This window comes from Halorhodospira halochloris (assembly GCF_002356555.2).
Taxonomy (GTDB): Bacteria; Pseudomonadota; Gammaproteobacteria; order Nitrococcales; family Halorhodospiraceae; genus Halorhodospira; species Halorhodospira halochloris.
The window spans coordinates 31,398-58,283 of record NZ_AP017372.2 but is presented as its reverse complement, the minus strand read 5'-3'; the positions used below and the strand labels follow the sequence as shown (position 1 = coordinate 58,283).

The 26,886-nt window shown below is 51.0% G+C and carries 26 protein-coding genes, 1 tRNA gene and 1 other RNA gene; 16 read left to right on the top strand and 12 right to left on the bottom strand.

Annotation, left to right across the window (positions count from 1 at the left end; all coding sequences use genetic code 11):
- Positions 1-40: 40 nt before the first annotated feature.
- Positions 41-1,612 (bottom strand): threonine ammonia-lyase, biosynthetic, encoded by a 1,572-nt coding sequence (gene ilvA, locus HH1059_RS00275; RefSeq protein ID WP_096406953.1) that lies wholly within the window; start codon positions 1,610-1,612, stop codon positions 41-43.
- Between the two features lie 84 nt (positions 1,613-1,696).
- Between ilvA and rpiA the strand changes: the two genes are divergently transcribed.
- The 5 genes from rpiA to HH1059_RS00250 all read left to right on the top strand — a co-directional run bounded on the left by rpiA (position 1,697) and on the right by HH1059_RS00250 (position 5,564).
- Positions 1,697-2,359, top strand: coding sequence for a ribose-5-phosphate isomerase RpiA (rpiA, locus tag HH1059_RS00270; protein ID WP_096406950.1), 663 nt, complete (start codon positions 1,697-1,699; stop codon positions 2,357-2,359).
- A gap of 12 nt (positions 2,360-2,371) precedes the next feature.
- Positions 2,372-2,581 carry a DUF2905 domain-containing protein gene (locus HH1059_RS00265; protein WP_179948766.1) on the top strand — a complete coding sequence of 70 codons (210 nt, stop codon included), beginning with the start codon at positions 2,372-2,374 and terminating at the stop codon, positions 2,579-2,581.
- Positions 2,582-2,632: 51 nt separating this feature from the next.
- A tRNA-Phe gene (locus HH1059_RS00260) sits at positions 2,633-2,708 on the top strand.
- A 424-nt stretch (positions 2,709-3,132) separates the two neighbouring features.
- Positions 3,133-4,500 (top strand): sigma 54-interacting transcriptional regulator, encoded by a 1,368-nt coding sequence (locus HH1059_RS00255; protein WP_096406948.1) that lies wholly within the window; start codon positions 3,133-3,135, stop codon positions 4,498-4,500.
- Positions 4,497-5,564: a transporter family protein gene (locus tag HH1059_RS00250; RefSeq protein WP_096406945.1), complete on the top strand. Its 1,068-nt coding sequence runs from the start codon at positions 4,497-4,499 to the stop codon at positions 5,562-5,564. The genes HH1059_RS00255 and HH1059_RS00250 overlap by 4 nt, the downstream gene beginning before the upstream one ends.
- 228 nt (positions 5,565-5,792) lie before the next feature.
- Here HH1059_RS00250 and HH1059_RS00245 read toward each other — a convergent pair whose 3' ends face one another.
- The 4 genes from HH1059_RS00245 to HH1059_RS00230 form a co-directional block, all read right to left on the bottom strand.
- Positions 5,793-6,311, bottom strand: coding sequence for a hypothetical protein (locus tag HH1059_RS00245; protein WP_096406943.1), 519 nt, complete (start codon positions 6,309-6,311; stop codon positions 5,793-5,795).
- The gene (locus HH1059_RS00240; RefSeq protein WP_096406940.1) at positions 6,311-6,880 is read right to left on the bottom strand and encodes a C39 family peptidase; all 570 of its coding nucleotides are present in this window, start codon (positions 6,878-6,880) and stop codon (positions 6,311-6,313) included. Before HH1059_RS00240 ends, HH1059_RS00245 begins: the two co-directional genes overlap by 1 nt.
- Positions 6,881-7,009: 129 nt before the next feature.
- Positions 7,010-7,405 (bottom strand): hypothetical protein, encoded by a 396-nt coding sequence (locus tag HH1059_RS00235; protein ID WP_096406937.1) that lies wholly within the window; start codon positions 7,403-7,405, stop codon positions 7,010-7,012.
- Positions 7,406-7,529: 124 nt separating this feature from the next.
- Complete coding sequence (locus tag HH1059_RS00230; RefSeq protein ID WP_096406934.1) at positions 7,530-8,156, bottom strand: hypothetical protein; 627 nt, start codon at positions 8,154-8,156, stop codon at positions 7,530-7,532.
- Between the two features lie 866 nt (positions 8,157-9,022).
- Between HH1059_RS00230 and HH1059_RS12980 the strand changes: the two genes are divergently transcribed.
- Together HH1059_RS12980 and HH1059_RS00225 are read left to right on the top strand one after the other, a co-directional pair.
- Positions 9,023-9,946 (top strand): BUD32 family EKC/KEOPS complex subunit, encoded by a 924-nt coding sequence (locus HH1059_RS12980; protein WP_162549256.1) that lies wholly within the window; start codon positions 9,023-9,025, stop codon positions 9,944-9,946.
- 106 nt (positions 9,947-10,052) lie between these two features.
- A complete protein-coding gene (locus tag HH1059_RS00225) occupies positions 10,053-10,895 on the top strand; it encodes a protein kinase family protein (RefSeq protein ID WP_096406932.1) in 843 nt (280 codons plus the stop codon).
- 10 nt (positions 10,896-10,905) lie between these two features.
- On the opposite strand, the gene HH1059_RS00220 is transcribed toward HH1059_RS00225, so the two are convergent.
- The 5 genes from HH1059_RS00220 to HH1059_RS00200 all read right to left on the bottom strand — a co-directional run bounded on the left by HH1059_RS00220 (position 10,906) and on the right by HH1059_RS00200 (position 14,137).
- A complete protein-coding gene (locus tag HH1059_RS00220) occupies positions 10,906-11,943 on the bottom strand; it encodes a glucosaminidase domain-containing protein (RefSeq protein ID WP_096406929.1) in 1,038 nt (345 codons plus the stop codon).
- A gap of 526 nt (positions 11,944-12,469) precedes the next feature.
- Entirely contained in the window at positions 12,470-13,096 is a 627-nt protein-coding gene (locus HH1059_RS14025) for a 5-formyltetrahydrofolate cyclo-ligase (protein ID WP_420809695.1), read from the bottom strand.
- A 264-nt stretch (positions 13,097-13,360) separates the two neighbouring features.
- Positions 13,361-13,544, bottom strand: a non-coding RNA gene (gene ssrS / locus HH1059_RS00210) — 6S RNA.
- Positions 13,545-13,605: 61 nt separating this feature from the next.
- Positions 13,606-13,920, bottom strand: coding sequence for a cell division protein ZapA (locus HH1059_RS00205; protein ID WP_096406924.1), 315 nt, complete (start codon positions 13,918-13,920; stop codon positions 13,606-13,608).
- Between the two features lie 4 nt (positions 13,921-13,924).
- On the bottom strand, positions 13,925-14,137 hold the full coding sequence (locus HH1059_RS00200; protein WP_096406922.1) for a TIGR02449 family protein: 213 nt from the start codon (positions 14,135-14,137) through the stop codon (positions 13,925-13,927).
- Between the two features lie 171 nt (positions 14,138-14,308).
- Here HH1059_RS00200 and HH1059_RS00195 point away from each other — a divergent pair, with 171 nt between their 5' ends.
- The 9 genes from HH1059_RS00195 (at position 14,309) to HH1059_RS00155 (ending at position 24,675) form a co-directional block, all read left to right on the top strand.
- Complete coding sequence (locus tag HH1059_RS00195; RefSeq protein ID WP_162549254.1) at positions 14,309-14,863, top strand: UPF0149 family protein; 555 nt, start codon at positions 14,309-14,311, stop codon at positions 14,861-14,863.
- A 9-nt stretch (positions 14,864-14,872) separates the two neighbouring features.
- Positions 14,873-16,192 (top strand): aminopeptidase P N-terminal domain-containing protein, encoded by a 1,320-nt coding sequence (locus HH1059_RS00190; protein WP_096406917.1) that lies wholly within the window; start codon positions 14,873-14,875, stop codon positions 16,190-16,192.
- Positions 16,193-16,250: 58 nt separating this feature from the next.
- Positions 16,251-17,273, top strand: coding sequence for a Fe(3+) ABC transporter substrate-binding protein (locus HH1059_RS00185; RefSeq protein ID WP_096406914.1), 1,023 nt, complete (start codon positions 16,251-16,253; stop codon positions 17,271-17,273).
- A 30-nt stretch (positions 17,274-17,303) separates the two neighbouring features.
- Positions 17,304-18,947, top strand: a complete 1,644-nt coding sequence (locus HH1059_RS00180) for an ABC transporter permease (RefSeq protein ID WP_096406911.1) — start codon at positions 17,304-17,306, stop codon at positions 18,945-18,947.
- Between the two features lie 270 nt (positions 18,948-19,217).
- On the top strand, positions 19,218-20,300 hold the full coding sequence (gene gcvT, locus HH1059_RS00175; protein WP_096406909.1) for a glycine cleavage system aminomethyltransferase GcvT: 1,083 nt from the start codon (positions 19,218-19,220) through the stop codon (positions 20,298-20,300).
- A 98-nt stretch (positions 20,301-20,398) separates the two neighbouring features.
- A complete protein-coding gene (gene gcvH / locus HH1059_RS00170; RefSeq protein WP_096406906.1) occupies positions 20,399-20,791 on the top strand; it encodes a glycine cleavage system protein GcvH in 393 nt (130 codons plus the stop codon).
- 27 nt (positions 20,792-20,818) lie between these two features.
- A complete protein-coding gene (gcvPA, locus tag HH1059_RS00165) occupies positions 20,819-22,177 on the top strand; it encodes an aminomethyl-transferring glycine dehydrogenase subunit GcvPA (RefSeq protein ID WP_096406903.1) in 1,359 nt (452 codons plus the stop codon).
- Positions 22,178-22,240: 63 nt separating this feature from the next.
- Positions 22,241-23,713 carry an aminomethyl-transferring glycine dehydrogenase subunit GcvPB gene (gene gcvPB, locus HH1059_RS00160; RefSeq protein WP_096406901.1) on the top strand — a complete coding sequence of 491 codons (1,473 nt, stop codon included), beginning with the start codon at positions 22,241-22,243 and terminating at the stop codon, positions 23,711-23,713.
- Between the two features lie 11 nt (positions 23,714-23,724).
- Entirely contained in the window at positions 23,725-24,675 is a 951-nt protein-coding gene (locus HH1059_RS00155; RefSeq protein WP_096406898.1) for a carbohydrate kinase family protein, read from the top strand.
- Between the two features lie 173 nt (positions 24,676-24,848).
- On the opposite strand, the gene HH1059_RS00150 is transcribed toward HH1059_RS00155, so the two are convergent.
- On the bottom strand, positions 24,849-25,688 hold the full coding sequence (locus HH1059_RS00150; protein ID WP_096406894.1) for a symmetrical bis(5'-nucleosyl)-tetraphosphatase: 840 nt from the start codon (positions 25,686-25,688) through the stop codon (positions 24,849-24,851).
- A gap of 17 nt (positions 25,689-25,705) precedes the next feature.
- Positions 25,706-26,809: a transaldolase gene (tal, locus tag HH1059_RS00145; protein WP_096406891.1), complete on the bottom strand. Its 1,104-nt coding sequence runs from the start codon at positions 26,807-26,809 to the stop codon at positions 25,706-25,708.
- Between the last annotated feature and the right edge of the window lie 77 nt (positions 26,810-26,886).

The window sequence follows — 26,886 nt, the reverse complement described above, 5'->3', positions numbered from 1 at the left end:
ACGACAGAGTAGCGGCGATGTCAATTAGCCCTTGTCTGACTTAGCTTAGGAATAGCTTATAGGCCGGGTTTTCTGTCTCTTCAGCGAAATTGTAGTCGAGCCCGCCGATGAATTCTTGAAACAACTCACGCTCTTGCTCTGGTACCTGAATACCGCACAGCACGCGCCCGTAAGCTGCTCCATTGTTACGATAGTGAAACAGGCTAATGTTCCATCGCCCACCAACGTTGGCCAGGAATTGCATCAGTGCCCCTGGGCGCTCAGGGAACTCGAAACGGTAGATTATTTCGTTGGCTACCCCGTGACCACGCCCTCCGACCATATGCCGGACATGCACCTTAGCCATCTCATCACGAGTTAGATCAAGCACTGAGTAACCATCTGCCTCAAGCTTATGGATCAGCTCGCGCCGCTCTTCATCGCCGCGGCTGAGAGCTATACCAGCATAAACATGAGCCACATCGGGGTCGGCCATACGGTAGTTGAACTCTGTAATTGAGCGCTCGCCGATGGTCTCACAAAAGCGTCGGAATGCCCCGGGGCGCTCGGGAATCGTTACCGCTAATACCGCTTCGCGCTGCTCACCGAGTTCGGCACGCTCTGCAACATGAGATAGGCGCGAAAAGTTCATGTTAGCGCCACTGTTTATTACTACCAGGGTCTCACCGCGAATCCGTGTATTTTCAACGTACTTTTTCGCACCAGCTACACCAAGAGCACCAGCTGGCTCGAGGATTGAGCGGGTCTCTTCGAAGGTATCCTTGATAGCTGCACAAATCTCATCAGTGCTGACCAGCACCACATCGTCAATAAAGCGGCGGAGTATGGGGAAGGTATATTCGCCAATCTGGCGAACCGCAACCCCGTCAGCAAATAAGCCTACTTTATCTAGGGTTACCCGCTCATCTGCTTCGAGGCTGCTAGCCAGTGTCGGCGCATCCTCAGGCTCAACCGCGATCAGGCGAATATCCGGGCGCAGTTGACTAATATAGACCGCAATACCGGCCGCTAGCCCGCCACCACCTACTGGCACGAAGATGGCGTGGATATCGCGCGGGTGCTGATGAAGGATCTCCATACCGACAGTCCCCTGACCGGCGATTACGTCGGGATGGTCATAGGGTGGAATATAGGTTAGACCGTATTCCTCGATTAGCTCCTGAGCCTTAGCCGAGGCAGCATCGTAACCATCGCCGTGGAGTACTACCTGGCCGCCAAAACGCCGCACTGCGTCTACCTTTATCTGCGGCGTGGTGCGCGGCATGACAATCGTCGCCTCAATCCCAAGGCGCTGGGCCGAGAGTGCTACACCTTGAGCATGGTTTCCCGCAGAAGCACAGATTACGCCGCGCTGGCGGGCCTCAGCGGATAATCTGATTATGCGGTTATAAGCTCCGCGCAGCTTGAATGAAAAGACTGGCTGAAGATCTTCGCGTTTGAGCAGTAACTGATTGTTAAGACGCGCAGAGAGTATCGGCGCTTGCTCGAGTGGGCTCTGGATAGCAACATCGTAAACACAAGCAGTGAGAATACGCTCAAGATAGCTGCGCTGCGACTCTGTTCCTACGCCGTTGTTGAATGCTGGTTGCGGGTCGTTGTGTTGGCATTGCATAGTAGGCACAGGATAGCGTTATTTGCGATACAGCTCTATATCTAAGCTAGAAAGATGAACAAAAAATGCGGAGGAGCAAGCGCAATGAATCAAACCGATGGCAAACGCCTAGCGGCTGAAGCAGCTCTGAAGTACGTCGAGGAAGACACCATTATTGGCGTTGGCACTGGCTCGACTGTGGATAAGTTTATAGATGCTCTCGCCGAGATGCGCATGAAACTCCGCGGCGCCGTTTCCAGTTCTGAGGCTAGCACCCAGCGCTTGCGTAAGCATGGCATAGATGTTGTTGACCTTAATAGCGCCGGCCGCCTAGACCTGTACGTTGATGGTGCCGATGAATCCAACCGCTTTCTACAGTTAATAAAAGGCGGTGGTGGTGCCTTAACGCGGGAGAAGATTGTAGCCTCGGCCTCAGAGCGATTCATTTGCATAGCTGATGAGAGCAAGCTTGTTGACGTGTTGGGCGAATTCCCACTCCCCATTGAAGTCATACCCATGGCGCGGAGTACAGTGGCTAGGGAACTCGTACGCATAGGCGGCCGCCCTGAACTGCGGCAAAATTTCACCACCGATAATGGCAACATCATTCTCGATGTGCATGGACTATCGATCACTGAACCGTTGAAGTTAGAACAAGAGATCAATAACATCCCGGGAGTTGTAACCAACGGAATTTTCGCTCTGCGCCCGGCCGACCTGCTTCTACTGGGCAGCAGTTCCGGAGTACGCAAGGTGGAAACTGAATAGTTTGTGATCCTGATGGGAGATATACCAAGACTACTGATCATTGCTGGACTTATCCTGGTAGTGATCGGCTTGGCCTGGCCACTGATCGGAAAATTAGGTCTTGGCAGACTACCCGGTGACATAGCAATAGAGCGGGAGGGGTTTAGCTTCTACTTTCCGATCACTACTATGCTGCTGCTCAGTGGGGTGCTGACTCTGCTGTTCTGGATCTTCCGCAAGTAGGAAACGGTTGACTGTCGCCAACTTTTAAGCTTAAATGTCACATCTTTTCAGGGCCGGGTAGCTCAGTCGGTAGAGCAGGGGATTGAAAATCCCCGTGTCGGCGGTTCGATTCCGTCCCCGGCCACCAACAAAATCAACATTTGGTTCACAAGACCCGCCCTTTGCGCGTGTTGAGTGTTCCCGTGTATCGCCCATATCTTGCCCCTCGGTCTTCTCCTGGTGCATCTTGGCCAACTGTCAGGTATGACTGAGAGGCAACCTATACCTCCCTAAGACTGCAGCGACAGAACCCGGCGGATTCGCTGTCGGCAGTAAGGCACCGTAAGATACTTTTTGCACGATTCGGGCATCTTTCCGGTTGCTCTGTAATCTCCTCCGTCACGCCACCAGTCCTAGTACAAATAGTGTTAATAACCTTTACACTTTTCCCATCCGACTAGACGTCAGAACCAGAAATATCATACTTATCATAATGTTAAAAATGTGGCACGCATTATGCTGAAGCTTATGTAACTTTCATTAAGTTATCTTCAGTATGGAGTGTCCATAAGATGGGAGCGCCAATTTTAGCCCCAGTCGCTGCATCCTCACGATGCGCCTTTCACGCCAGCCCCGGCATGAAGATCCGCCCGCCACAAATACCTTTAGTCCCCGGGTGGCATCTAGAGTTAATTCACTGCCTAGATGACATCAATTACAGACCTCCTAAGGAGATCCCCTCAGTTGGGCTAATGCAGGTTAACCCAATAAATTTCGACGCTTGTCATGAACTTTTAACAGCTACTGAGCAGATTGAATGGATCGCCTTGGTAGATTCAAACTCAAAAGCACACACGCCCATCATGGCTGAAATGCTCTCCAGCTGTTTTTTTGATTTTCATACCATACCTGCAGATCCACAGCTACTTGCTCTAACACTAGGGCATGCTGCTGGCATGGCAAACTTGCGGCGCCAAGCGCGAAGTTATGTTGACGGTTCTCTGGACAAAGGCCAATTGGGCATCTTCGGTGATAGCCCAATCATCAAAGAACTGCGCAACAGCTTAGCAAAAGTTGCGCGCAACTCGGCAACTGTGCTCATTCATGGCGAGAGCGGCTCAGGCAAGGAACTTGCAGCTCAGGCCATACATGATTCATCACAACGCTACCATGCTCCGTTTGTTACCGTTAATTGCGGAGCCATACCCACTGAGCTTGTTCAATCCGAGCTTTTTGGCCATGAGCGGGGTGCTTTTACCGGTGCCCACCAACGCCGCACCGGACACTTAGAGCGTGCTAACGGAGGCACAATACTGCTTGATGAGATCGGTGAACTCAGCCTAGAGCACCAAGTGTCTCTTCTCCGTGTTCTGGAAGAAAGGGCCGTAACCCGTGTCGGTGGCAGTGAGTCCATCGCCTTGGATGTGCGAGTCATTGCGGCAACCCACGTTGACTTAGCTGCAGCAGTCGAAGCAAAAAGCTTCCGGGAAGACCTGTATTATCGCCTTAATGTCCTTCGCCTGGACATACCCCCCTTACGCGAGCGCGGGGACGACATAATTGAGCTCGCCAATTTATTTCTAGAACGCTTCCAACGCCTCCACAAAACTCCTCCACGAGCATTTAGCCCGCAATCTCTTGGGGCAATGCGCCGCCACCAATGGCCCGGCAACGTCCGCGAATTGCGCAACCGAATCGAGCGTGCGGTAGTAATGAACAATAGAATCATAATTACTCCGGAGGATCTGGGCCTCGAGATTCGTAATCCCTTATGGCGAAATGTTGAAACTCTCAAAGAGGCGCGCGCTCAGGGGGAAAGAGCTGTCATTCTGCGAACACTTGCTAATTGCTCTCACAACATCTCTGCCGCGTCCCGCCAGCTAGGGATATCCCGTGTGACCTTATATCGCACAATGCGGCGACTAGGGGTGCGATCATGAGACGCTTTTATAAAAAAAGAGCGGTTATGGCCACTTCTCTATCCGCCTTGCTGATTAGTACCCCTGTAATAGCACAAACAGAGACCGCAGCAGCGCCACCCCAAACGACAGAACCGCCGCCATCCCAAGAGGCCGCCGGCGGTTTACAGCAGCGCACCATTCTTACACCTCGGGGCAGTCTCATTGTCGATCCTTCCATAAGCTATACGCAGTCCTCGACAAGGCATGTTTCAATTGACGGTTTCACCATACTTCCAGCGGTAGCCGTTGGTGTTATCTCGGTTCGTGAGAGCCAGCGTGAAACAATAACTGCTGCGACCGCCGTACGCTATGGCCTTACCGACAGGCTAGAAGTCGAAGCGCGCATTCCTTATGTTTACCGCGAAGAACAGATACGCGAGCGAGAGCTGTTAAAAGGGACAGATCACTCAGGAACGGTCAGTTCCAGCGGTAGCGGCCTAGGAGATATCGAGGCCTCCCTACGCTATCAGATAAACACCAGCGCGAGCAGCAGTACTATTTTCACTGGAGGACTTAGAATCAAAAGTCGTACCGGCACTGACCCTTTTGATGTCAAAACAGAGCGGCGGAAGATTGGCGAAGATGAGGGGGACGATATAACAATCTTCACAGAGCAACCCACAGGAAGCGGATTTTGGAGTGTACAACCCACTCTCAACTGGGTACATCCTTCAGAGCCGGCTGTACTTTATGGCAGCTTTAGCTACTTGCACAACATAGAGCGAGAAGTCAAAACACATAATGGCGAAAGCCTCAAAATCAATCCGGGAGACTCGCTCAGCTTAAGCTTCGGTGTTGGCATTGCCCTGAATGATAGAACTTCTCTGAGTTTGGGTTACGACCATTCAATGGTAATGCGCACAAAGACCAGGGGACGCGATCGAGATCAAGCTGAATTTGACCGTTTCCAGGTCGGGTCACTAATGATCGGAACGTCGCACCGCATTGGGCCAAGAACTAACCTAGGACTATCTGTTGGGGTCGGCGTTACTGAGGATGCACCTGATGCACGTGTTTCACTGCGCCTTCCAATAAGCTTTTAGCCGCAAACTCAACTTGTTAGGCGAATTTAGCAAAATATGGGGTGACTGTAGGGCTAATCTGCACCGTACAACTCCAACAGTCTCGACCAGCGGCGTTGTTTTTCAAGGTTCCTTGTATAAAGGCATACTAAAGGTAATAACTGTATGGTTAAGAAAAAGTATTTGAGCGGTATCTCTTATAATCCGAAATATTCCGAATCAAGTATTTTACACTGAGACCACTTACGTTTAGTGCAAGCCCTCAATAACCTGATTCTGTAGCATTTCAAGCTGCTTGTTGAATCGCATCATGGGGACACCTTCAAGATGGACATCCAAATCCTGCAGCACCTGGATAAGCCGCCCATCAAGGCTATTTTGGAGGATCATTTCCACACCCCGGTCGCCGATACGCATCTCAACACCATCGCTGGTCGTTAGCCGGAAAGCGTTAGCAACATCATTTGCTATGTGCCTAAGGTCACTATTGAGCGGCAAGCTAACCATATCCAGCTGAATGCTGCTCATAGCTTCGCCGTCCAGGGCCACGCTGTGATGGAAGCCGAAACGGACCACAACTCCATTCGGGTCTGTCCATCCGCCACGCCAATTAGCTAATTCCGTTGCAGGCACATGCGTCATATTACCGAACGGGACATCCCAAGGATATTCATTGTCAGCTGCCAATAACTGTTGGGGAGAGGCCAATATCACACCCATCCCCAGGACAGCTGTTGAATACAACCGCGCAAAAAGGTGAAGGGCCATCACCATTCTCCCGGCTGACGCAAATTCAACATGAAGTCCCCTAACCACTGCTGATCAAATGCAGTTCTATACGGTGGCTGAGGCTGAACAGACCATGCACTTTCAGGATTGAAGGAGAGCTGCGCTAAGTCGTGGCGGTCACGAATTATCAGCAATGGTCCGCGTCGAATTTGCGCAAAACGTTCAACGCTGTAAGTGCGCAGCCCCATAGCCGGATCACCGACTAGCACAAGATCTCCCTTAATTCCTTTGATAACCACGAAATGCTTATATCCCCCAGTGTCAATTAAAACTATTCCCGGTATCTCTAGCTCAGCAACTTGCTCAAGTGTAAGGTTAAATCCATCCGCACGAAAACCTTGCTCAGCGAGATATAGCCGCATATCCAGCATCGAGAATCCCTCAGACTGCACTATATCCGGATCAGCAAGGGCAATCATTCCTTTGAATACCTCCGGTTCACTACTCGTATAGTCGTAGTGGTATGCCAGCAGGGTCGCTACAGCTGCAGAGCCACAGCTATAATCCAGTTGTTGCCTCTCGACCCCGCGGAATCGAAGAGACTGCATGCTTTCTACAGCAACTTGGTGGCCTCCTCCGAGTTGCTGAATGGGAACGGCGGCTCCATGGACAGCGCCAACATGTGCTGCTGACAGCCAGACAGCTACTCCGAGAATAGTTCCCCCCCATCCCCTTTTTCATGGCCTTACCGAAACATTTATGTTGGTAGCTTCTTGGATGATCACATGATGTCCTGAGTTCTGGATTACTGTAGTTAGTCCATGGTTATCGTGCAGCGCCCCACTATTAATGATGTTTGAGCCGCTTGGGCTATACTCAATTTGGTTACCTAAAACAGCTCCCTGCTCTGATATAGCACTGCCTTGGAGTTGAAAGGTATCAGCTTGTCCGCGTTGATAGCCCAATTCCTCGCTATTAACTGGATCACCTAGCAATGCCTCAAACCCTAGCTGACCTAACGAGGGTGCTTCAGCAGCTGAATATATCGGCATGGCAGTCATCGCAGCACCTAATACCAATATTTTTAATCTTTTTACCTTCCTTTTTTGTACCGGTTGAAAGTGAAGTTCCATTACTGATACTCCTGAGATTAATGCACCAATTATCTTTGATCATGGCTACGCTAGAAATCTTTGCCAACCGCAGCCCGGCGAACGTAACTGCTCGACCGGGCTCGGTGGCTTTTGCTTGCTGTCTCTAATTGGTCGGGTTGATGCTCACGTTACCCTGCATTGTTACATTCTGCTGGATCAGACTACCCACCCCTCCATTCTGTGAAACTTGGGTAATTCCTGCGTTACCAGATACGGATCCTTCATGCAGGGAGTTGTTAACCCGAAACACAGCATCGCTCTCTCCGCCAAGACTCAGGGTATTTCCTGTTACTGTACCTTTTAGCTCGGACATAGCTACAGTAGCTTCAATATCCAGGAAGTTATTGAAAGAGTCAGCATACTCGTTATGCGAGTCGTGCATAGTATTGTAAGACTCAGCTATGTCTTTGCTGTGGTCAGAGTTGTCGTTGTGTGAATCGGCTACACTGCTGCTGTTATCCGAGGCATCATGCTGATTTTTTGAATCGCTCATGCTGCGGTTATATGAATCAGAATGATTATGCGATTCAGTCATTTCTCTGTTATCGGCTCGAGCTGTAGACCCCTCGCTAGCTGCCGCTCCACTAGCATCTGCTTGGGTATTAACAGATGATGGGGTACCTCCTTGGTCATTGCCGTTAGCGTTGTTTTCATCTGTAACCGCCCAAGCAGTTCCGCTTAGCGCCATTGCCAAAACTAGAGTACTGGCTGTTGTAGTGTATTTGCTCATGGTATTCCCCTTGATCAATCATCATATTGGGGTTTAGGCTACGTGGTTTATTACGTCAACGTGCCGGGCTAAGACTATGGCTCCTATGCCATTGTCTCGCACCAATACCAGTGCAATCGTCATGCCAGCTCCATGGTGGAGTTGAGAGTGACTGATTCCATTAGCATTTTTCATGCTGCAAGATTTTCTAGACTTAGAAAGTGAATAAAAGTTGCATTACAAATGATACACCTGACCCACGTCATTATTACTTTGTGCCCATAAATCATGGTTTTAGCATTTCACGAAGTATTGAAACAAACTATTTACATGGGCTTTGAGGGGCTCTCTAATCACTCCCATTACTGAGCTTAATTGCCTTGGTGGTGCTGGCTTCATGGCGACCTCCACACCGAGGTAACAAGGCTCAGGGGGGATTTTATAGATTCACTGAGGGATCTCTCACACAGCTGCTATTACCAACCGTATAAAGCTGCTGATCATTTATGGTTATATCCCTTAGTTCTACCCCGAGCCTCCACTTTGTGAAGAAGGAGACAACAGATATACATAGTGAGGGTCGAATACTTCTAACGTATTGCGCCGCAGTGCTTCGCCTACAAAGGTAAAGCGCGCACCTTGCAAACCACCACCAATCTGTTAAGGTGCAAGAATAGAGGGTGCTGGGACCAGGCGGATAAGACTATAGCTCAAGCAGTGAATCCCTTGACGGAGGTCAGAGCTAGTCACGGGCAGGTACTATCCGGTGTTATAATGCAGGTCGGACCGAATCACCCCTTGGGAGACTCGCCTACCTCCGAGAATAGCGTAAACTATGCCATAGCTGCAAAGCTTAGCGGGAATATTTCATCCAATCTTGTCTAGCGATGTTTTTAGAGCAATTCACCGATAAAATGAACCGAATTTCTTCCTTAAGATGCAAGGTAGAAGCTGCTTCCTCGCAGGATCCCCATATTGATTATAATACGTTAAGAAATGAAAAAATTTATGTAACCAATTCTTCTGTCCTGACGACGTCTGATTTTAACAGGTTATTTCCACTCTGGGAAAATCAAATACCTTTCAGCGGTATTTTGATTTCTGCACGCCGCCGACACAACGTTTACCTGCTAGACACTTTGAATTTTGGCCCTATTGTTCTTAAATACACAAACCCTGGAAAAACTAAGCGGCGCTCCTCCGTCCTCCCATGGCTGATTGGCATAAAAGCGCATCGGGGACTACCCGGATCTGTTTGTGAACCAATCGCCGCGGTTGATTATTACGAAAAGGATCATATTTTTAAATCTTGTTTAATAAGCCGATACGTCGACGGTCAACCATTAACAGAACCTAATGAAGAGCAAAGCTCTGATGAACATCTAATCTTAATTCACACTGCAAAACGTATCGGAACATATCTAGCCAGATTACACAGATGCGGTGTTCATCTACAAGATTGTAGAATGGCAAACATTATGGATATCACAAACAATGAACATGGCAGTAACACTTGTAATCTAACAATCGTTGATATAGAAGCACTAGGAGAAGGCCACTTAACTCTCTTTGGTGCGGCAAGAAAGTTATTAAAGCTACGTTTACCACCAGTTTATTTCCAGGCCGCTTGGGCCGCTTATATAAATGAGCTAAATGAAAAAGATCTAAACTTTGTTCAGAGACGTTTTTTGTGGGGTATTTATATGCCATTAAGGACATTTCGACATCACCTAGTCAGATACAACCGTAGACGTTTACGCCCACTGCTCAGTGTATTTTCTTTTAAAAAAGGCACACAACAAGATAACTAAATTATGCCCAAAAGATATTCATCCACTCCATATTCCCTTGCCGTTTGCAGCCCTAAATAATCTCATGTCAAAGACGCTGAGCAATGAAACTGCGCGTAGAATCAATATGAATATTGATGGCACTATAGATCGTGCAAAATTCTGCACCGAGATAAATACAGATATAATCTCATGTATTATCGGTGCATTGCTTTCCAGTAGTAATATAGAGCACAACGGCTGGACCCTAGAGTTAATCAAATCATCTAAATCTTATGTCTATCGCTGGCGTGACCACAGCGGACATGATTTTATAATTAAGCTTTACTCTCCTACTGGCCCGAAGGAGAGAATCAAGTCCTTCTTGCGCCCACCAAAATATTTGTTCGCCACAGCAGAGAAGCTTATCGCAGCTGGTGTATCAACACCAAAACCTATCGCAGCTTTCCGTTTAACAACAAACGAACGGGCTGTTGGCATCTACATCATGGAGAGAGAAGAAGGCATAACTGTTAAGGATCTCGCAAAAACAAGCGTGTGTCTCAATACGGGATTACATATAGCTGCCGAAATGGGGCGTGCTTGGGGTAATTTGGTGCGATCAGGATTTTTGCATATGGATCCTATACGTGGTAATTTCTTGTATGGAGTCAACCACAGAGGCCACCATTCACTAACTGTCTTAGACATAGATAATATTTACTTCATTGGCTGGCTTCCTAAGCCAGTTCGCCTTCATCGGTTAAAAAAAATGTCACGTATACACTTACTAGGCCTGCCTAAGTTAATAGGAACCACCCCCCCTAGACTGATCTTTAAGCGTTTTCTTCACGCATACGCAAAGGCTTATGGTGTGCCAGTCAAGATAGCTAGCAGAGAGTGGATTGAAGTCATAAGCATGCTCGCTAAGCAAAAGCCAGATGTTTATACTATCTTAAGCAATTTCCCTATAGCTAATGATAATAAGTAAATTTATTACTTTATTCATTCGATAGCTCTAAACTATTGAGCTTGTCTAAGTTGTTGAAACTGATCATTGCACGTATCTCATCAACATAGTCTTGTCCACGTTCTGAGTATGATGTAAGGGCACTAGCCATATAATAGCCATCTAACTGTTTACCATTTTCTCTTAGTTTGGCTCGCATATCCCGAAATTTTTCATATGAATTGCCGACATTTAGCGTATAAAAATAAGACCGAACCGAACGTTGTAACGAGTCAAAAACCCTAATTCGATGTGTTTGCCCCTCAGCACGGCGTTCCGGCACTAAACCTTCCTTTTGAGTCCATGTCCACTCACCAAACAGATTGTTAGCCTGACGAGTAAATCTAGAAGTGCCCCACCCACTCTCGTTGGCAGCCTGAGCAATCGCTAGGTCGACCGGTATTTCATCTAACCTATGTAGTAAATCGCTATAAAATGAATCTTTTTCTAGTGAAACCCTGTAATATTCGGCTAGTTCCTCAACTATCTCTTGTTCTTCATCACTTAATGAATGACGCCTCTGAGATAAATCACTAATTAAATCGCGCGCCGATCTGAGGCGCAAATTTTCTGCAATAACAATTGGAGCAAGGACACGGTAGAATATCTCTTTGCGCTCATTTACTGAAACCTCCGCAAGATCCTCAGGAAATTCTGCGGCTGTAACACCTCGAAGTTCTTTTTCTGGAGGCCAGTTATTGCTGCCTTTTTCTCTCAGTTTAGTTAATAAATCTGTAGCCGAGCTAGCTGACACTTGCTTAAGGTTAGGAATTTTCAGTCTAGCCTGTAGATAATTATCAGATTCAATTAAGCTGCTACCAACTTCATTAGCACCTTGATCTGTTTTTTTATCCGGATCAATCTGTGCTGTTTTATCCTCGTTTATTTCTTGGCCTTCAACCCCATCTATTTCCTTAGTCTGCCATAAAAACCCTCCAACACCGATAATAAGCAACAAAACGGCCGAAAAACCAGTTACCAGGCCTATTTTCAAATGCTTATAATTTGTATTATCTTCCGGTGTACTCAACTTTTACCTCCTAGGAAGCTTTAAAGGTAAATCGACATCCCCTGTCAACATACTATCTTCCTGGCTAGATTTATTGTTCATGGTCAAGATGCAAAGCAAGTGCACATCTCTATAACAGTTCTTTTAATTTATTATATTATTATTATTAAATCAATTGTCCTATGTTGACAGTGCTTGTATCTCCCTGATAAGCCACTAAAAGATCTTGTTAATGGAACATAGCAGTACTCATAGGACAGGTTGTGGAAAAGTTGGGTAGCATTATATGGTCCGTACTACTGTTCAGAGTTTTCCACAGGTTTCTCCAAGGATACCTCACTTTAACCCCCTACTGGTGGCCTCTAAAAACTTCGCCGGCGCCACCATCCGCCCCGGTGTGGAGGACGCCATGAATCCAACCCTGGAGGCTTCATGGCTCCATCCCTGGCGCCAAGACCTCCACACCGGGGCGGATGGTGGCGCCGGCGAAGTTTTCGAGGCTCCCTACTGCGACTAGAGTAGCCCAGCTGTGGAGGTCTCTGTTAGCCTAATAAACCTGCTTAACTCGACCCTGATAGACGGATCTTTCCGTGACCACTCTATCCAGAGATATATCCCATCTGTCGGTAGGAATGTAGTCCACTAGTTGCAGCTCAAATGCTAGTCCGATCGTAATCAGAGGATGCCAGTCTCTGTGCTGAAGAAACTTGAGGGTGGTGTCATAGAATCCGCCTCCCATGCCTAAGCGACTCCCTTGCCTATCGAACCCTACTACGGGTAACAAGACTGCATCCAGTCTATTAGCACCTATAGCTGGGGATTGGTCTGGGATCGGCTCGAGTATGCCGTAGCGATTTGGTCGCATGGGTGTGGCGTAGGTATAACGGCGGAAACATAGTCTCTTTGACTTATGTTGTAAAACTGGCAGATAGACATCCATCCCTTGCAATGTGATTTGTGTGATCAACTTCTGTGTCGGCACTTCTCCATCTGAATCAAGATAGCATGCCACTGATCTTGCGCGACGTCGCTTCAGCAAGGTGAGGGTACGTTTAAGAATGGTGTACTCAGCTTTTCTGCGTCTTGCCAAGCCAATGTTGCGGCGCTGAGCCCGCAAGTTGCGGCGCAACTCTCTTTTCAAATCGTGATTCTCTTGGACTGAGCTGTTTCGCATGTGTTCGATGAGCCCTCCTTTAGAAGCGCTTGAGGTCTCCTCTAGGTGTCTCAAACGCTCACTCTGAGTCATTTGGTTACCCTCTCATGTCGGCCTTGGGCGCCAAGGGTGTCGCTATGCAGCCTGCAGGGATAGGTTTACGGCGTCATTTGAACTGAGACAATCAAGTCGTTCAGGGGAGGGGATTGGGGGCCTAACTGAGCAAAAGGCCTACGCCGCAAGATTATGGAAGATCGCTGGTGATTTGAGTAGTCCCGAATGAGGACACCCCCCGCGGCGCCGTACAGGCCTGCCCTTGAACCCTGAGGTTCAGGTAGGGACGAGGGGGGCAGCCTTAGGCTTTCCGCTTGGTAGCGGACATGCTCACCGGTCAGCCCACGCCTGGTCCCTTGGGCGTTTCGTTGAGGGTCAAGATGACTTGGCCTGATCTCGAACGCCGCAGGGGATGCTTAAATTCAATGATGACTTAGTAGCGTTTGGTCTGCAACAGGGTGAGTCGGGAAACCTGATCAACCAGATTTGCCAGTGTTGGCCTTAGCATCATTGGCAACTGTCTCTGCTATCCGTTCATCAAGGCGGGCCAGACGTTTGCGTACATCAGCCATTTCTTGGTTTTCAGCGTGTGCCTCGAGCAATTCGTAAGCGATGTTTATAGCGGCCATTACCGCGACACGGTCGGTCCCAACCACCTTGCCGCTTTGACGCACCTCGCGCATCTTACGATCAACGTAGTCGGCAGACTGCAGTAAGCTGTTTTTTGCATCCTCGGGGCAGGCAATTGTGTAGTCCTGTTCGAGGATTCTGACTTTGACCGCTTCGGTCATAGTTCTATTGCTCCATAGCCTTAAGTCGGCTGATCATTGACTCAATCTGCGATCTTGCTAACTCGTTTTTCTCTTGTAGGGTGGCACGTTCAGCCTTAAGCTGCTCTTGGGTCTCGTGGAGGACGCGGTTCTCCTCGCGCAGCCGCTGGCATTCAGCGATAACGTGCTCTACGCGCTGCTCCAAGTTGTCCAACTCTTCAACCGATTTATCAGCCACTTGGAGTACCTCCAGGATTTTCGACTATAGTCTTACAATAACCTCGGGTCAATCTGCAATGCATCGCGCTATCGGCCAATATTCCTATATACTCGATTGCCTATAATTGCCACAAGATCAGTAAAAACACTACGACATGCGGATAATTATCGTAAAGGAAGCATGCTAAAGATGGGTTGGGAAGAGCGTTACGACAGTGTTGAAGAGTCACTTCAGGCAGTAGGTGCACATGTTGGTGCAGCAGAAAGCCACGGTATGCTCTGTGGTGTGCTAACAGGAGCGCAAGATACAAGCCAGGCACGATGGATAGCTGACGTACTTGCCGATACAGAACCACGCGGCGAGGCCGCGCGAGCGTGTCTGGAGATGCTTACCATCCTTTACGATGAGACAGCGGCCGGATTGGCTGATGAGAACTTTGAGTTTCATCCCATGTTGCCTGGCGAACACTCTTCGCTTCCCGAGCGCAGCAGAGCTCTGGCAGCTTGGTGCAGTGGTTTTTTGTTCGGTATTGGCCGCAGCGAGCCTGGATCCGACTCAACTTTACCGGCCAATGTGCGCGAGGTTCTTCATGATTTGAGTGAGATTGCGCGTGTTGCAGCGCAGCCAGATGATGAGGAGGATGATGAAGAGTCTTATGCCGAGCTAGTAGAGTACGTCAGGGTTGCGGTGCTGCTGTGCCGAGAGCATTTGTTGCATACATTTATTGACGACAATAATCATTAAGGTTTTTGAATGGACTCGCTTCACAGGAAAGTCTCTGAAAAGAGGCGCCAAGCGCTGCTAAATCAATGCAGTGAGCGTCAAGCCTTGATTATCCCCGCAGCTTCTGAGAAAACGCGTAACCGCGACGTGGAGCATGTGTTTCGCCAGGATAGTGATTTTCTATATCTTACTGGTTTTCCGGAGCCTGATGCCGTAGCAGTGCTGCTGCCGAATCGTGCGGGTGGTGAGTTTATCCTTTTTGTCCGCGAACGTGATCCTGAACAGGAGCGTTGGTCAGGCAAGCGCTATGGAACCGAAGATGCCAAGGAGTTATTCGGAGCCGATCAGGCCTATCCACTCGCAGAGATTGGGCAGAAATTGCCTGAATTATTGGTGGGCAGAGAGATCATCAACTACCCGATTGGCCGTGATGAGCATGGAGATCGGCGCATGCTTGACTGGTTTAGGAGCGCACGCAGGTTGTGTAGGGCGACCCAGCAGCCGCCGGTTTGCATTCAGACCTTTGACAACAACATCCACTCTATGCGCCTCATTAAAAGCGCTGAGGAGCTTGATGCGATGCACCGCGCCGCGGGGGTTACGGTAAGTGCCCACCGGCGAGCTATGCAGGTAGCCCAACCCGCGATGCCAGAATATGAACTTGCTGCTGAGATACTGGCAATTTTCCACCGCCACGGTGGCGAAGCGGCATATCCAAGCATTGTCGCTGGCGGCGCCAATGCTTGCACACTGCATTATGTCACCAACCGCGAATTACTACGCGATGGCGATTTAGTGCTAATCGATGCCGGAGCCGAGCTTGACGGCTATGCTGCTGATATAACACGCACCTTTCCGGTAAATGGCCGATTTAGTGGTGAACAGCGTGCCGTCTACGAGATAGTACTTGCCGCTCAGCAGGCAGCCATTGAAGAGGTATGCTGTGGTCGTACCTTTGATGATTTCCATCAGCGAGCAACGCGAGTTCTTGTCCAGGGCATGGTAGATCTAGACTGGCTTAGCGGGGATATCGATAACCTTATTGAGCGCGGTGAGCACCGGCGGTTCTATCCCCATCGAACTGGCCACTGGTTGGGCATGGATGTTCACGATGTTGGCCCCCTTGCGTTAGAAGGTAAGTGGCAAGAGCTCCAAGAGGGCATGGTCGTTACTGTTGAGCCTGGGCTCTATTGTCCGCCAGGAAGCACCGAGATTGACGAGCGCTGGCGGGGTATTGGGGTGCGCATCGAAGACGATGTTGCGGTCACTGCCAATCTCCCCTGGGTGTTGACTGAGGGTGTTCCCAAGAATCCGGTTGAGGTGGAGGCAATGATGTCTTGCAAATTATAAACAAGAATCATTATCATAACCGGACCGAAGCAGAGCTATTTTGCCAAGAGGGCCATCAATGTCTAGGAACACCATTGTTTCACAAGTAGGACTTGCGCTTATAGCTGTTGGAGCAACCTCTTTCATCGGGTGTGCAGATGTAGCAGATGATGAAATAACCGTCTACTCAGCCCGCCAAGAGCACCTCATCAAGCCTATCTTCGAGAAATTTAGTGAAGATACCGGCATCTCAGTGCGTTATGTAACGGATGAGGCTGGCCCCTTGATGGAGCGCCTCCGTGCCGAAGGTGAACGTACCCCTGCAGACGTTCTGATGACGGTTGATGCTGGCAACCTTTATCAGGCCGCGACCAACGATCTGCTCAAACCCATTGAATCACCGCAATTAGGCGAGCGCATACCAGAACACCTGCGCGACCCCGAAGACCGCTGGTTTGGATTGTCAGTCCGCGCTCGAACCATAGTATATAGCCCGGATCGCGTCGATCCTGACGAGCTCAATACTTACGAGGGGCTTGCCGATGAGAAGTGGCAGGACCGGCTCTGTCTCCGCACCTCACAAAAAGTGTATAACCAATCTTTAGTGGCTATGCTCCTGCATCACCTAGGTGAGGAAGATACAACAGACGTTGTTGAGGGCTGGGTTGCCAATCTTGCCACTGATCCTTTCTCCAACGATACATCGGTGATAGAGGCCATTGAGGCTGGGCAGTGCGATGTTGGTATTGTTAACACCTACTATCTCGGCCGTCTATTGCGCGATGACCCGGATTATCCAGTGGAGGTGTTTTGGCCCAATCAGGATGAGCGTGGGGTCCACGTTAACGTCTCTGGAGCTGGTGTAACCCGCCATGCCTCCAACCCAGAACTGGCTCAAGAGTTGATAGAATGGCTCGCCGGTGATGAGGCACAGGAGAGTTTTGCCGCTCTAAATCTGGAGTACCCAGCTGCTGAGGGCGTTGATCTCGACCCTATAGTCGCCGAGTGGGGAGAATTCAAAGAGGACACCATCAACGTTAGCGAGGCTGGTCGATTACAGCGTGAAGCAACCATGCTCATGGATCGTGCCGGATACCGCTAGGCTGGGCTGGTGAGCAGCACGCCCACAAGCATGCAAAAGCGTGACGGAGCAGCGTGGCTGCGCCAATATTGGCAGCGCATTGGACCCTGGCGGTTGTTTGCCATAGCCGTCGGGGTCGTTATGTTCGGCCCAATCATGGTCACCATAATCTCCTGGGTAAACCCTGAGTACGAGATATGGAACCATCTCGCCAATACCCTTTTGCCGCAGATATTGCGCAACACCGCGATTTTGATCTTTGGTGTTGGCTTTGCGGTTATGTTCATAGGTGTGGGGTTGGCTTGGCTGACCGCAGTCTGCGAGTTTCCCGGGCGTAAGTTTTTCGATTGGGCCCTTATGCTGCCCCTAGCCGTGCCTGCTTATGTCCTCGCTTTCGTATTCGTAGGTTTCTTCGAATACTCAGGGCCGTTACAAACCTCTCTGCGCGATATATTTGGGCCTGAATTCCAACTCCCGCCGGTGCGTTCGGCACCCGGTGTAGTGCTGGTCATGGCCCTAGTTTTCTATCCCTATGTGTATATGCTTACCCGTGCCGCCTTCTTAGCGCAGGGGCGCACCCCTCTGGAGGCGGCAAGAATTCAAGGTCTTGGTCCTTGGGCGGCGTTCGGTCGGGTTGCTTTACCTATGGCAAGGCCGGCGATTGCAGCGGGTACAGCCTTAGCACTAATGGAGACACTAGCTGACTTCGGCGCCGTCTCAATCTTTAATTTCCAGACTTTCACCACCGCTATCTATCGCGCTTGGTTCGGGTTCTACAGCATAGAGGCGGCTGCACAGCTTGCCGCCATTTTGTTGTTGATAGTCCTGACCGGTCTTTGGATCGAGCGCCGGGCAAGAGGTCGGGCTCGGTTTGATCAAGGCGCTACTACTCGCTATGTCGAACGTATCTATCTGCGCGGTTGGCGGCGCTGGGCGGCTACTGCGGCAGCGAGCACGGTACTGTTGCTTGGTTTCGTTTTGCCGATGATCCAATTGCTAATCTGGGCAGCTAGCGAAATCGATAGTTTTGATCCGGCTTACTTTGGCATCATCCGCAACACCGTTACCCTCGGCGCAATAGCTGCCGTGCTAACTGTACTAATAGCCCTTCTTCTCGCCTACGCTAGACGCGTTCAGCCCGATACGATCACCCGTAGAGCAGTAACTGCATCGACCCTCGGGTACGCTTTGCCCGGTTCGGTTCTCGCTGTAGGCATAATGCTGACCTTGACCTGGATCGACCACTCTCTGGCCGCGCTCATTGAACCGTGGGGAGGATTGGGCACTACATTTCTTGCCGGCAGCGTAGGCGCCCTGATTCTAGCTTACGTGATAAGGTTCATGGCTGTAGCTTTTGGTGCTGTAGATAGCAGTTTTGAGCGTATCCGTCCCGAACTGCGTGATGCTGCGCGTAGCCTCGGAGCTACGGAGCGAGAGGTAATCAAGAGAGTATACGTACCTATCCTGACCCCTGGGCTCCTTACCGCTCTTTTGCTCGTCGGTGTTGATGTTATGAAAGAGATGCCGGCGACTTTATTGCTGCGTCCGTTCGGTTGGGATACGCTGGCAATACGAATATTTGAGATGACCTTTGAGGGGCAGTGGGAGCGCGCAGCGCTTCCTGCGATAACCTTGGTAATAGTTGGCCTACTGCCGGTTATCCTGCTAGTGCGTGGTTCTGCAAGGGCAACTTAAGGGCGTCTCTTAATCCTCCCCCGGCGCCATTAGCTACCCAGGTGTGAAGGTCTTAGCGCCAGGGGTTGTGCCATGAGGCCTCTAGAGGCCAGAGATGGGATGCACGGCGTCCTCCACACCGGGGTAGCTAATGGCGCCGGGAGAAGTTTGAGAGGTCTCCTTAAAGAGAGCAGGTATAGCCAGGGTGGTAGAGATTATGGCGGCAAGATTTGTTATTTGGCCCCAAAAGTGCGTATAGTATCCCGCTTACCCTCGGACACGATAGCAAAAATGTCGCAACGTACTCCGCTCTATGATATACATCAGGCCAATGGCGCCCGTATGGTCGATTACCATGGCTGGGCTCTGCCATTGCACTATGGTTCACAGTTGAATGAGCACCATGCCGTGCGCGATAAGGCTGGCTTGTTCGACGTCTCCCACATGGTTATAACCGACCTCAGCGGGGGAGCGCGCAGCCTGCTGCGCCGGCTACTCGCCAACGATGTGGCCAAATTGGACGGCAAGCAGGGGAAAGCGTTATACAGCTGTCTGCTTAATGAGCAGGGTGGTGTGATAGACGATTTGATCGTTTACCACTGTGGTTCTGACAGCTACCGAATAATCTCCAATGCGGCTACCCGCGAGAGGGTCATGGAGATCCTGCAGAGCGAGGCAGCGCGCGAATCTGTTGAAGTCAGACCACGTGATGAGCTGGCACTAATAGCTATCCAGGGGCCCCAAGCCGCTACCGCGGTAGAAGCTATCTTTGGTGAAGAAGCGCAGGGAGTACTCGAGCTTAAGCTATTTGCTAGCGCTAACCTGGGTGATTACTTCTTCGGCCGTACCGGATACACTGGTGAGGACGGGTTTGAAATCGCGCTACCAGCTGCGGACGCTTCCCAACTGTGGCAGTCGCTCATTGAACAAGGAGCACAGCCCTGCGGCTTAGGGGCTAGAGATAGCCTGCGGTTAGAAGCGGGACTCAATCTTAATGGCAATGAGATGGATGAGCGAACTTCCCCTTTAGAGGCAGGGCTCGCCTGGACGGTTGCCTGGGAACCGACTGATCGTGACTTTATTGGCCGCACGGCGCTCGAACAGCAGCGCCAGTCAGGGCCCGCTATGAAGCAGGTAGGTTTGGTGGTTGAGGGGCGTGCGCCAGCACGTAGCGGTTACGAGGTGCGGACCGATGCTGGTGCAGGTATTGTCACCAGCGGTGGGCACGCGCCGACGGTTGGCGGCCCCATTGCGCTCGCTAAAGTACCGAGCACTACCACTGCAGAGCAGGCAACCGTGATCATCCGCGGCCGCGAGGTAGGCGCGCGCATAGTAGAGCCGGTATTCGTGCGCAACGGCAAGGTGCTTGTTTAGTCCATATCGCACCAGTTTTGGCCTAGTCTGTCAGACTTCGACTTAGTCTAGTCTACACCGAACCGAATCATATTTTAGAACCGTGAGGAGCGTTTCTCATGAGCCAGATACCTGAAGATCTCAAATATACCCGTAATCACGAGTGGGTTCGTCGCGAGGACGATGCACATGTAACTGTGGGTATTACCGATCACGCCCAGGAGTCTTTGGGCGACATTGTCTTCGCTGAACCCCCGGAAGAGGGAACAAGCATCAGTGCTGAAGAGGGGTGTGCTGTAATCGAATCGGTAAAGGCAGCATCAGACCTATATGCTCCCATCTCGGGCGAAGTTGTCCAAGCGAATGAAGAACTCGCCGACAGCCCGGAACTAATCAATAACGATCCGTATGGCGATGGTTGGGTAATGCGCGTCAAGCTTAGTGACCCGAATGAGTTGGATAATCTTTTAGACGCCAGCGCCTATCAGGAACTTGTCGCTGAGGAAGGTTAAGACCGCTTGCTAATACGGGAATGAGACATGCCTTTTGTACCGCACACTGAGCAAGAAGTTCAGGAGATGCTTGATGCCCTCGGCGTCGAGCGGATAGATGACCTCTTCGATGAAATACCCGCTTCGCTCAAGGGAGCCTCTCTCGATGCCATCCCAAGTGGCATGACAGAGATGGAGGTAACTCGACTGATGCGAGCCCGCGCCCAGTCTGATGCTCAACCCATCTGCTTCGTTGGGGCGGGTGCTTATGATCATCATATCCCTGCAGCAGTTTGGGAGCTAACTACGCGCGGGGAATTTTACAGCGCCTACACGCCCTATCAGGCCGAGGCATCTCAGGGAACGCTGCAGCAAATCTATGAGTTCCAGACGATGATCTCAGAACTCACTGGGCTCTATGCTGCCAATGCCTCGCTGTACGATGCAGCAACCGGGTTGGCTGAAGCGGTGCTTATGGCGGTACGCGCTAACCGCAAAGCCAAGAGCAAACGGATACTAATCCCGCGCACCATTCACCCGCGCTATCGTCAGGTAGTGGAGACGATTGTTGCTCCGCAAGGTATTGAACTGGTTGATGCCCCGCTCGATGCAACCCATGGGCGCATAGATGCCGAGGCTCTTGGGCGTTTTGAGGATGATTCTTTTGCTGCGGTTATAATCCCGCAGCCGAATTTCTTCGGCGTCCTCGAAGAGGTCGATTCTCTGACCGACTGGGCGCATAGCATGAAGGCCCTCGCCATAGCTGTGGTTAACCCGATAACTCTGGCGCTACTGACACCGCCAGGTGAATGGGGGAGTGCGGGAGCCGATATCGCCTGCGGAGAGGGTCAACCCCTTGGCATTCCGATGTCCTCCGGCGGCCCTTATTTTGGTTTCATGACCACGCGCAAAGAGCATGTCCGCCAATTGCCTGGACGAGTGGTGGGCAAGACCGTAGATCTTGATGGCAAGACCGGTTATACCTTGACCTTACAGGCTCGGGAACAGCATATCAGGCGTTCCAAGGCTACATCTAACATTTGCACTAACCAAGGTCTTATGGCTACCGCAGCTACAATACATATGTCCCTGCTAGGATCCGAGGGCTTAGCCAGGGTCGCAGCGGCCAGCCATGAGCAGACCAATTTGCTGGTTAACCGATTAACTGGGATAGAAGGCGTAGAACGCCTTTTTGATACCCCGTTCTTTCATGAGGCTGCGCTGAGCCTGCCCAAGCCGGTTGATCAAGTCTTAGCAGGGCTCGCGGAACGGGGCATCCTCGGCGGCTATGACCTGAGCAGTGATTACCCAGAGCTTGGGTCTGCGCTGTTGGTTTGCGCTACCGAGACTCGCACTAACGAGGAAGTTGATCAGTACGCTGCGGCGTTAGCCGAGGTGTTGAGCTAAGGCACATCCAGAAATTTCCATTGTTTGCGCCATTAGTCTACACCCCTAGGAGATAACTCAGTTATGTCTGAAGAGTCACAATCCGAGCTTATTTACTCTATCAGTCGCTCTGGTCGGCGTGCGTATGCCCAGGCACCGCGGCCAGTGGCTAGCTCTGATCGCTTGCCGCGCCATCTATGTCGGCAGAAACCACCAAGGCTTCCGGAGGTCTCCGAGCTCGAAACGGTGCGCCATTTCACCCGGCTGTCGCAAAAGAATTTCTCAATAGATACCCACTTCTATCCGCTCGGCTCTTGTACTATGAAGTACAACCCACGTGGGGCGAATAAACTTGCCATGCTGCCGCAGTTTATCGAACGCCACCCCTTAGCGCCGGACTCTACTGGCCAGGGTTTTCTCGCCTGCCTCTATGAGCTTCAAAATGAGCTTGCAGTAGTTACTGGCATGCAGGATGTCTCACTTTCGATCATGGCTGGAGCACAAGGCGAATTCGCCGGGGTGGCGATGATTCGGGCCTACCATATGGCCCGCGGCGACGAGCAGCGCACCGAGATCATTGTTCCCGACGCCGCTCATGGGACCAATCCGGCAACAGCTACCATGTGCGGCTATAAGGTTCGGGAGATTCCAACCGGTGCTGATGGCGATGTGGATATGGAGGCACTGCGTGCTGCATTGGGGCCACAGACGGCCGGCATAATGCTAACTAATCCCTCAACGGTTGGTGTCTTTGAGAGCCGCATAACGGAGATTGCCACTCTGGTTCACGAGGCCGGTGGGCTTCTCTATTACGATGGCGCAAATCTCAATGCGATTTTAGGTAAGGCTCGCCCGGGTGATATGGGCTTTGATGTAATTCACCTTAACCTGCATAAAACCTTCTCTACTCCGCACGGAGGTGGTGGCCCAGGTGCCGGTGCAGTAGGAGTTAATGAACGTCTGCTCCCCTATCTGCCCATACCGCGGGCAACCCGGGATGGCGATCAGTATCGTTGGCTCGATGAGAACGATTGCCCGGATACCATCGGTAGACTTGGAACCTACAATGGTAACTCAGGGATTTTGCTCCGCGCTTACGTCTACATGCGCATGCTCGGCCGGGAAGGGATGGTTCGCGTTGCTGAATACTCTACCTTGAATGCCAATTACTTGATGATGCGTTTGCGAGAAGCCGGCTTCACGGTAGCTTACCCTGAGCGCAGGGCAAGCCATGAGTTCATAGTCAGTCTCAAAAACGAAGCCAAAGAGTTCGGTGTCAACGCGATGGATTTTGCCAAGCGTCTGCTGGACCTTGGCTATCATGCACCTACCACCTACTTCCCGCTACTAGTTCCGGAAGCGCTGCTCATAGAGCCCACCGAGACGGAGTCCAAGGGCGAGATGGACGGTTTCGTTGCGGCAATGGAGCGCATCCGCGAAGAAGCTCGTGATAACCCTGAGCTTGTTAAGGGGGCGCCATATTGCTTACCCGTGCGTCGACTTGATGACGTTAAGGCCGCCCGCGAACTGGATCTGCGCTGGGAAGAACATTCATAAAAGGAGGAATTATGTCCGCCATAATCAGTGGCTCTGTAGCCTTTGACACCATAATGGTCTTTCCTGACCGTTTTCGTAATCACATACTGCCTGAGCAGGTGCATATACTAAATGTCTCCTTTATGGTGCCGAAGCTGCGCCGTGAGTTCGGCGGCTGCGCCGGTAACATAGGCTACAACCTGAAAATGCTCGGTGAGGAGCCGAAGATCCTATCTACGGTCGGCGCCGACATCGGTACCTATACAGATTGGATGAAGAGCTACGGTATCGATCAGAGCTACATCCATACCCTTAATGAGCATTACACTGCTCAGGCCTATATTACTACCGACATTGACGACAACCAGATTACGGCTTTTCACCCAGGTGCTATGGGCGAGGCAAACAGGGTTGACGTGCCCGCCAACATCGGCGCAAAAGTCGGCGTAGTAGCACCTAACGGACCGGAAGGAATGGTCAAGCATGCCCGACAGTTCGTTGAAGCTGGCATACCGTTCATCTTCGATCCCGGCCAAGCAATGCCCGCCTTCGATGGCGATCAGTTGCGTGAATTTATTGATGGTGCCACCTGGGTAGCAGTCAATGACTATGAGTCGCAGCTGCTGATGGAGCGCACCAATCTTAAGCTGGAGGAGATCGCGGAGAAGGTTCAGGCATTAATAGTTACTCGTGGTGCAGAAGGTTCACACATCTACACCGGTGGCAAGGTCATCCATGTACCAGCAGCCCCAATCAGTCAGGTAGCCGATCCAACTGGATGCGGTGATGCCTTCCGTGCCGGGCTGCTTTTTGGACTGCTTCGCGATCTTGACTGGGAAACCACAGGTCGAATCGCCTCTTTGATGGGTGCCATAAAGGTCGAACAGAGTGGCACGCAGAATCACTCATTCACCAGTGAGCAGTTCAAGGAGCGGTACAGTAAGGCCTTTGGTAGTTCTTTGGAGATTGAGATTGGGCGGTGATAAATGAGGTAGTTTTGTCCTGCTATATCTAGGCAGGCTACCGCTCGCCCACTGCAAACCGGACACGCATCTTCGATGATGCGTGTCCGTCCCAGAAAAGCGACTACCTACAACCTAGGGGATCCTTACCTTGGTCGCCTCAAACCGGCGCGGCTAAGAGAATCCACCGCCGGCTAGCCCGCTAGATTGCTACAATCTACCCGGGTTATCTGCTCACTGCCGTCATCCAGACGCACTGCTGTCAATGATGCGCCCCAAAGACAACCAGTATCGATGCTGATAAGGCCCGCCTCGTTGTGCAGCCCTAGGCGTGACCAGTGACCAGTCAGCAACTTGATGGGATCGCGTCGCGAACGCAGCCGCTGACGAGTAATAAACCAAGGGATATGGTCTTTCGGGGCATCGTTAGGTGACCCTTTAAAACGCAACAGTAATCGACCGCTCGAGTCGGTAAAGCGCATTCTAGTGAAGGCGTTAGTGATATAGCGTAGGCGGTCGTAGCCAGTAAGCTCATCGGACCATTGCGTAGGCAGATTCCCGTAGATGTTATCCATAAGGTCCTCAAACGCTATCCCGCCACGCAACGCTTCTTCTAGCTCTAGAGCACGCAACTGTGCCTCGGCCACGCTCCATACCGGAGGCACGCCGGCATGGGTCATGGCATAGCCGAGCTCTTCATCCAAGTGCATAACCGGACGGTGGCGCAACCAGTCTATTAGATCGTCGGCGTCATCGGCATTGAGGATGGCACGCAGGGTGTCCGAGCTCTTGAGCCGACCATGGCCACTCCAGACCGACATCAAGTGAATGTCATGGTTGCCGATAACACAGATCGCTCGCTCACGTAATTGGTTGCGAACTAGTCGCAAAACCCCAAGAGAGTCGGGGCCACGATTGACTAAGTCACCGACAAACCAGATGATATCCTTGGCAGGATCAAATCTTATGCTCTCAAGAAGGCGTTCCAGATGCTCCCGGCAACCCTGGATATCTCCGATCGCGTAAGTAGCCAAAGCCGGCACCCCTTCGGTTATTGGAAAGTCTTAAGTTTGTTGCTTAAGTCTTGCAGCAGGGCATCGTAGGCCTCAACGAAAGCATCTACCCCCTGCTGCTCTAACTCCGCCAGGATAGCATCGAGTTCGACACCGGCGGTGCGGATGCTACCGATAATCTGAGGCGCCGCATCGATTCCCTCAAGCAAACGAGGGGCGGGATCGCCGCTGCAACGGTATGCCTCATAGGTAGCCGGCGGGATGGTTGTTACTGTCTCGGGCCCGGCAAGGTTTTCTATGTAGTACGTTGCAGGATACTTGTCGCCTTTAACTCCAGTGCTTGCCCACAACAAGCGTTGTGGGTTAGCGCTATGCTGCCGAAGAGCGGCGAACTCTGTGCTGTGGAACAGTTCTCTAAAAATAGAGTAGGCACAGCGGGCATTGGCTATAGCAGCTTGGCCTTGTAATTCATTGTAATCTGCACCGTGTTGCTCTAGCTGTGGATCAACTTTAGCGTCAATACGACTGATGAACAGACTAGCTACAGAAGCTATACCGTCGATCGGTGAGCCACTATCGATTCTTCTTTGCAAGCCTTTAATGTAGGCTTGAGCCACCTGGCGATAGCGTGCTGTTGAGAACAGGAGAGTGGCGTTGACCGATACTCCAGAAGCGGTTAACTCTTCTATAGCAGCCACCCCGGCTTCTGTAGCAGGTACTTTGATCATGACATTGGGTCGGTCAATGAGCTCGAGCAGCCGCTTTGCTTCCTCAAGAGTACCACTGACATCATCGGCTAGCCGGGGGGAGACCTCTATGCTGACAAAGCCATCCGCCCCCCCACTGTGTTTGTATACGGAGTGCAATACATCTGCAGCATCTCGGATGTCACTTGTAGCAAGATGTTCATAGATGCGCTCGGGATCGCTTTCACCCTGTGCGATCAATTCTGCAATGGCCTCATCATAGTCATTGCCACTGCCTATTGCCTTCTGAAAAATCGCCGGATTGGAAGTTATCCCACTAAGACCATCGCGCTGACACATATTCTGCAACTCGTCGGGGAGCATCCCCCGGTGAATATTGTCGAACCAGACGCTCTGGCCGATTCCATGTAAGCCTAAGAGTGGATTATCGTTCATTTGTCTGCCGTCGTTTATTTATCATGCATTGGTATAGTAAGTATAACTTCGGCTATTGATAGCTCAAAACCTGATAT

Bases quoted from the DNA above. Each gene is read 5' to 3' on its own strand.
- HH1059_RS00185 (WP_096406914.1), top strand. From the start codon at position 16,251: ATGTCTAGGAACACCATTGTTTCACAAGTAGGACTTGCGCTTATAGCT.
- HH1059_RS00265 (WP_179948766.1), top strand. From the start codon at position 2,372: ATGGGAGATATACCAAGACTACTGATCATTGCTGGACTTATCCTGGTA.
- HH1059_RS00205 (WP_096406924.1), bottom strand. From the start codon at position 13,920: ATGACCGAAGCGGTCAAAGTCAGAATCCTCGAACAGGACTACACAATT.
- HH1059_RS00255 (WP_096406948.1), top strand. From the start codon at position 3,133: ATGGGAGCGCCAATTTTAGCCCCAGTCGCTGCATCCTCACGATGCGCC.
- gcvPB (WP_096406901.1), top strand. From the start codon at position 22,241: ATGTCTGAAGAGTCACAATCCGAGCTTATTTACTCTATCAGTCGCTCT.
- HH1059_RS00230 (WP_096406934.1), bottom strand. From the start codon at position 8,156: ATGAGCAAATACACTACAACAGCCAGTACTCTAGTTTTGGCAATGGCG.
- HH1059_RS00155 (WP_096406898.1), top strand. From the start codon at position 23,725: ATGTCCGCCATAATCAGTGGCTCTGTAGCCTTTGACACCATAATGGTC.
- HH1059_RS00250 (WP_096406945.1), top strand. From the start codon at position 4,497: ATGAGACGCTTTTATAAAAAAAGAGCGGTTATGGCCACTTCTCTATCC.
- ilvA (WP_096406953.1), bottom strand. From the start codon at position 1,612: ATGCAATGCCAACACAACGACCCGCAACCAGCATTCAACAACGGCGTA.
- HH1059_RS00225 (WP_096406932.1), top strand. From the start codon at position 10,053: ATGAATATTGATGGCACTATAGATCGTGCAAAATTCTGCACCGAGATA.
- HH1059_RS00190 (WP_096406917.1), top strand. From the start codon at position 14,873: ATGGACTCGCTTCACAGGAAAGTCTCTGAAAAGAGGCGCCAAGCGCTG.
- HH1059_RS14025 (WP_420809695.1), bottom strand. From the start codon at position 13,096: ATGCGAAACAGCTCAGTCCAAGAGAATCACGATTTGAAAAGAGAGTTG.
- gcvT (WP_096406909.1), top strand. From the start codon at position 19,218: ATGTCGCAACGTACTCCGCTCTATGATATACATCAGGCCAATGGCGCC.
- gcvPA (WP_096406903.1), top strand. From the start codon at position 20,819: ATGCCTTTTGTACCGCACACTGAGCAAGAAGTTCAGGAGATGCTTGAT.
- HH1059_RS12980 (WP_162549256.1), top strand. From the start codon at position 9,023: ATGTTTTTAGAGCAATTCACCGATAAAATGAACCGAATTTCTTCCTTA.
- tal (WP_096406891.1), bottom strand. From the start codon at position 26,809: ATGAACGATAATCCACTCTTAGGCTTACATGGAATCGGCCAGAGCGTC.
- HH1059_RS00180 (WP_096406911.1), top strand. From the start codon at position 17,304: ATGCAAAAGCGTGACGGAGCAGCGTGGCTGCGCCAATATTGGCAGCGC.
- HH1059_RS00235 (WP_096406937.1), bottom strand. From the start codon at position 7,405: ATGGAACTTCACTTTCAACCGGTACAAAAAAGGAAGGTAAAAAGATTA.
- HH1059_RS00245 (WP_096406943.1), bottom strand. From the start codon at position 6,311: ATGGCCCTTCACCTTTTTGCGCGGTTGTATTCAACAGCTGTCCTGGGG.
- rpiA (WP_096406950.1), top strand. From the start codon at position 1,697: ATGAATCAAACCGATGGCAAACGCCTAGCGGCTGAAGCAGCTCTGAAG.
- HH1059_RS00240 (WP_096406940.1), bottom strand. From the start codon at position 6,880: ATGCAGTCTCTTCGATTCCGCGGGGTCGAGAGGCAACAACTGGATTAT.
- gcvH (WP_096406906.1), top strand. From the start codon at position 20,399: ATGAGCCAGATACCTGAAGATCTCAAATATACCCGTAATCACGAGTGG.
- HH1059_RS00195 (WP_162549254.1), top strand. From the start codon at position 14,309: ATGGGTTGGGAAGAGCGTTACGACAGTGTTGAAGAGTCACTTCAGGCA.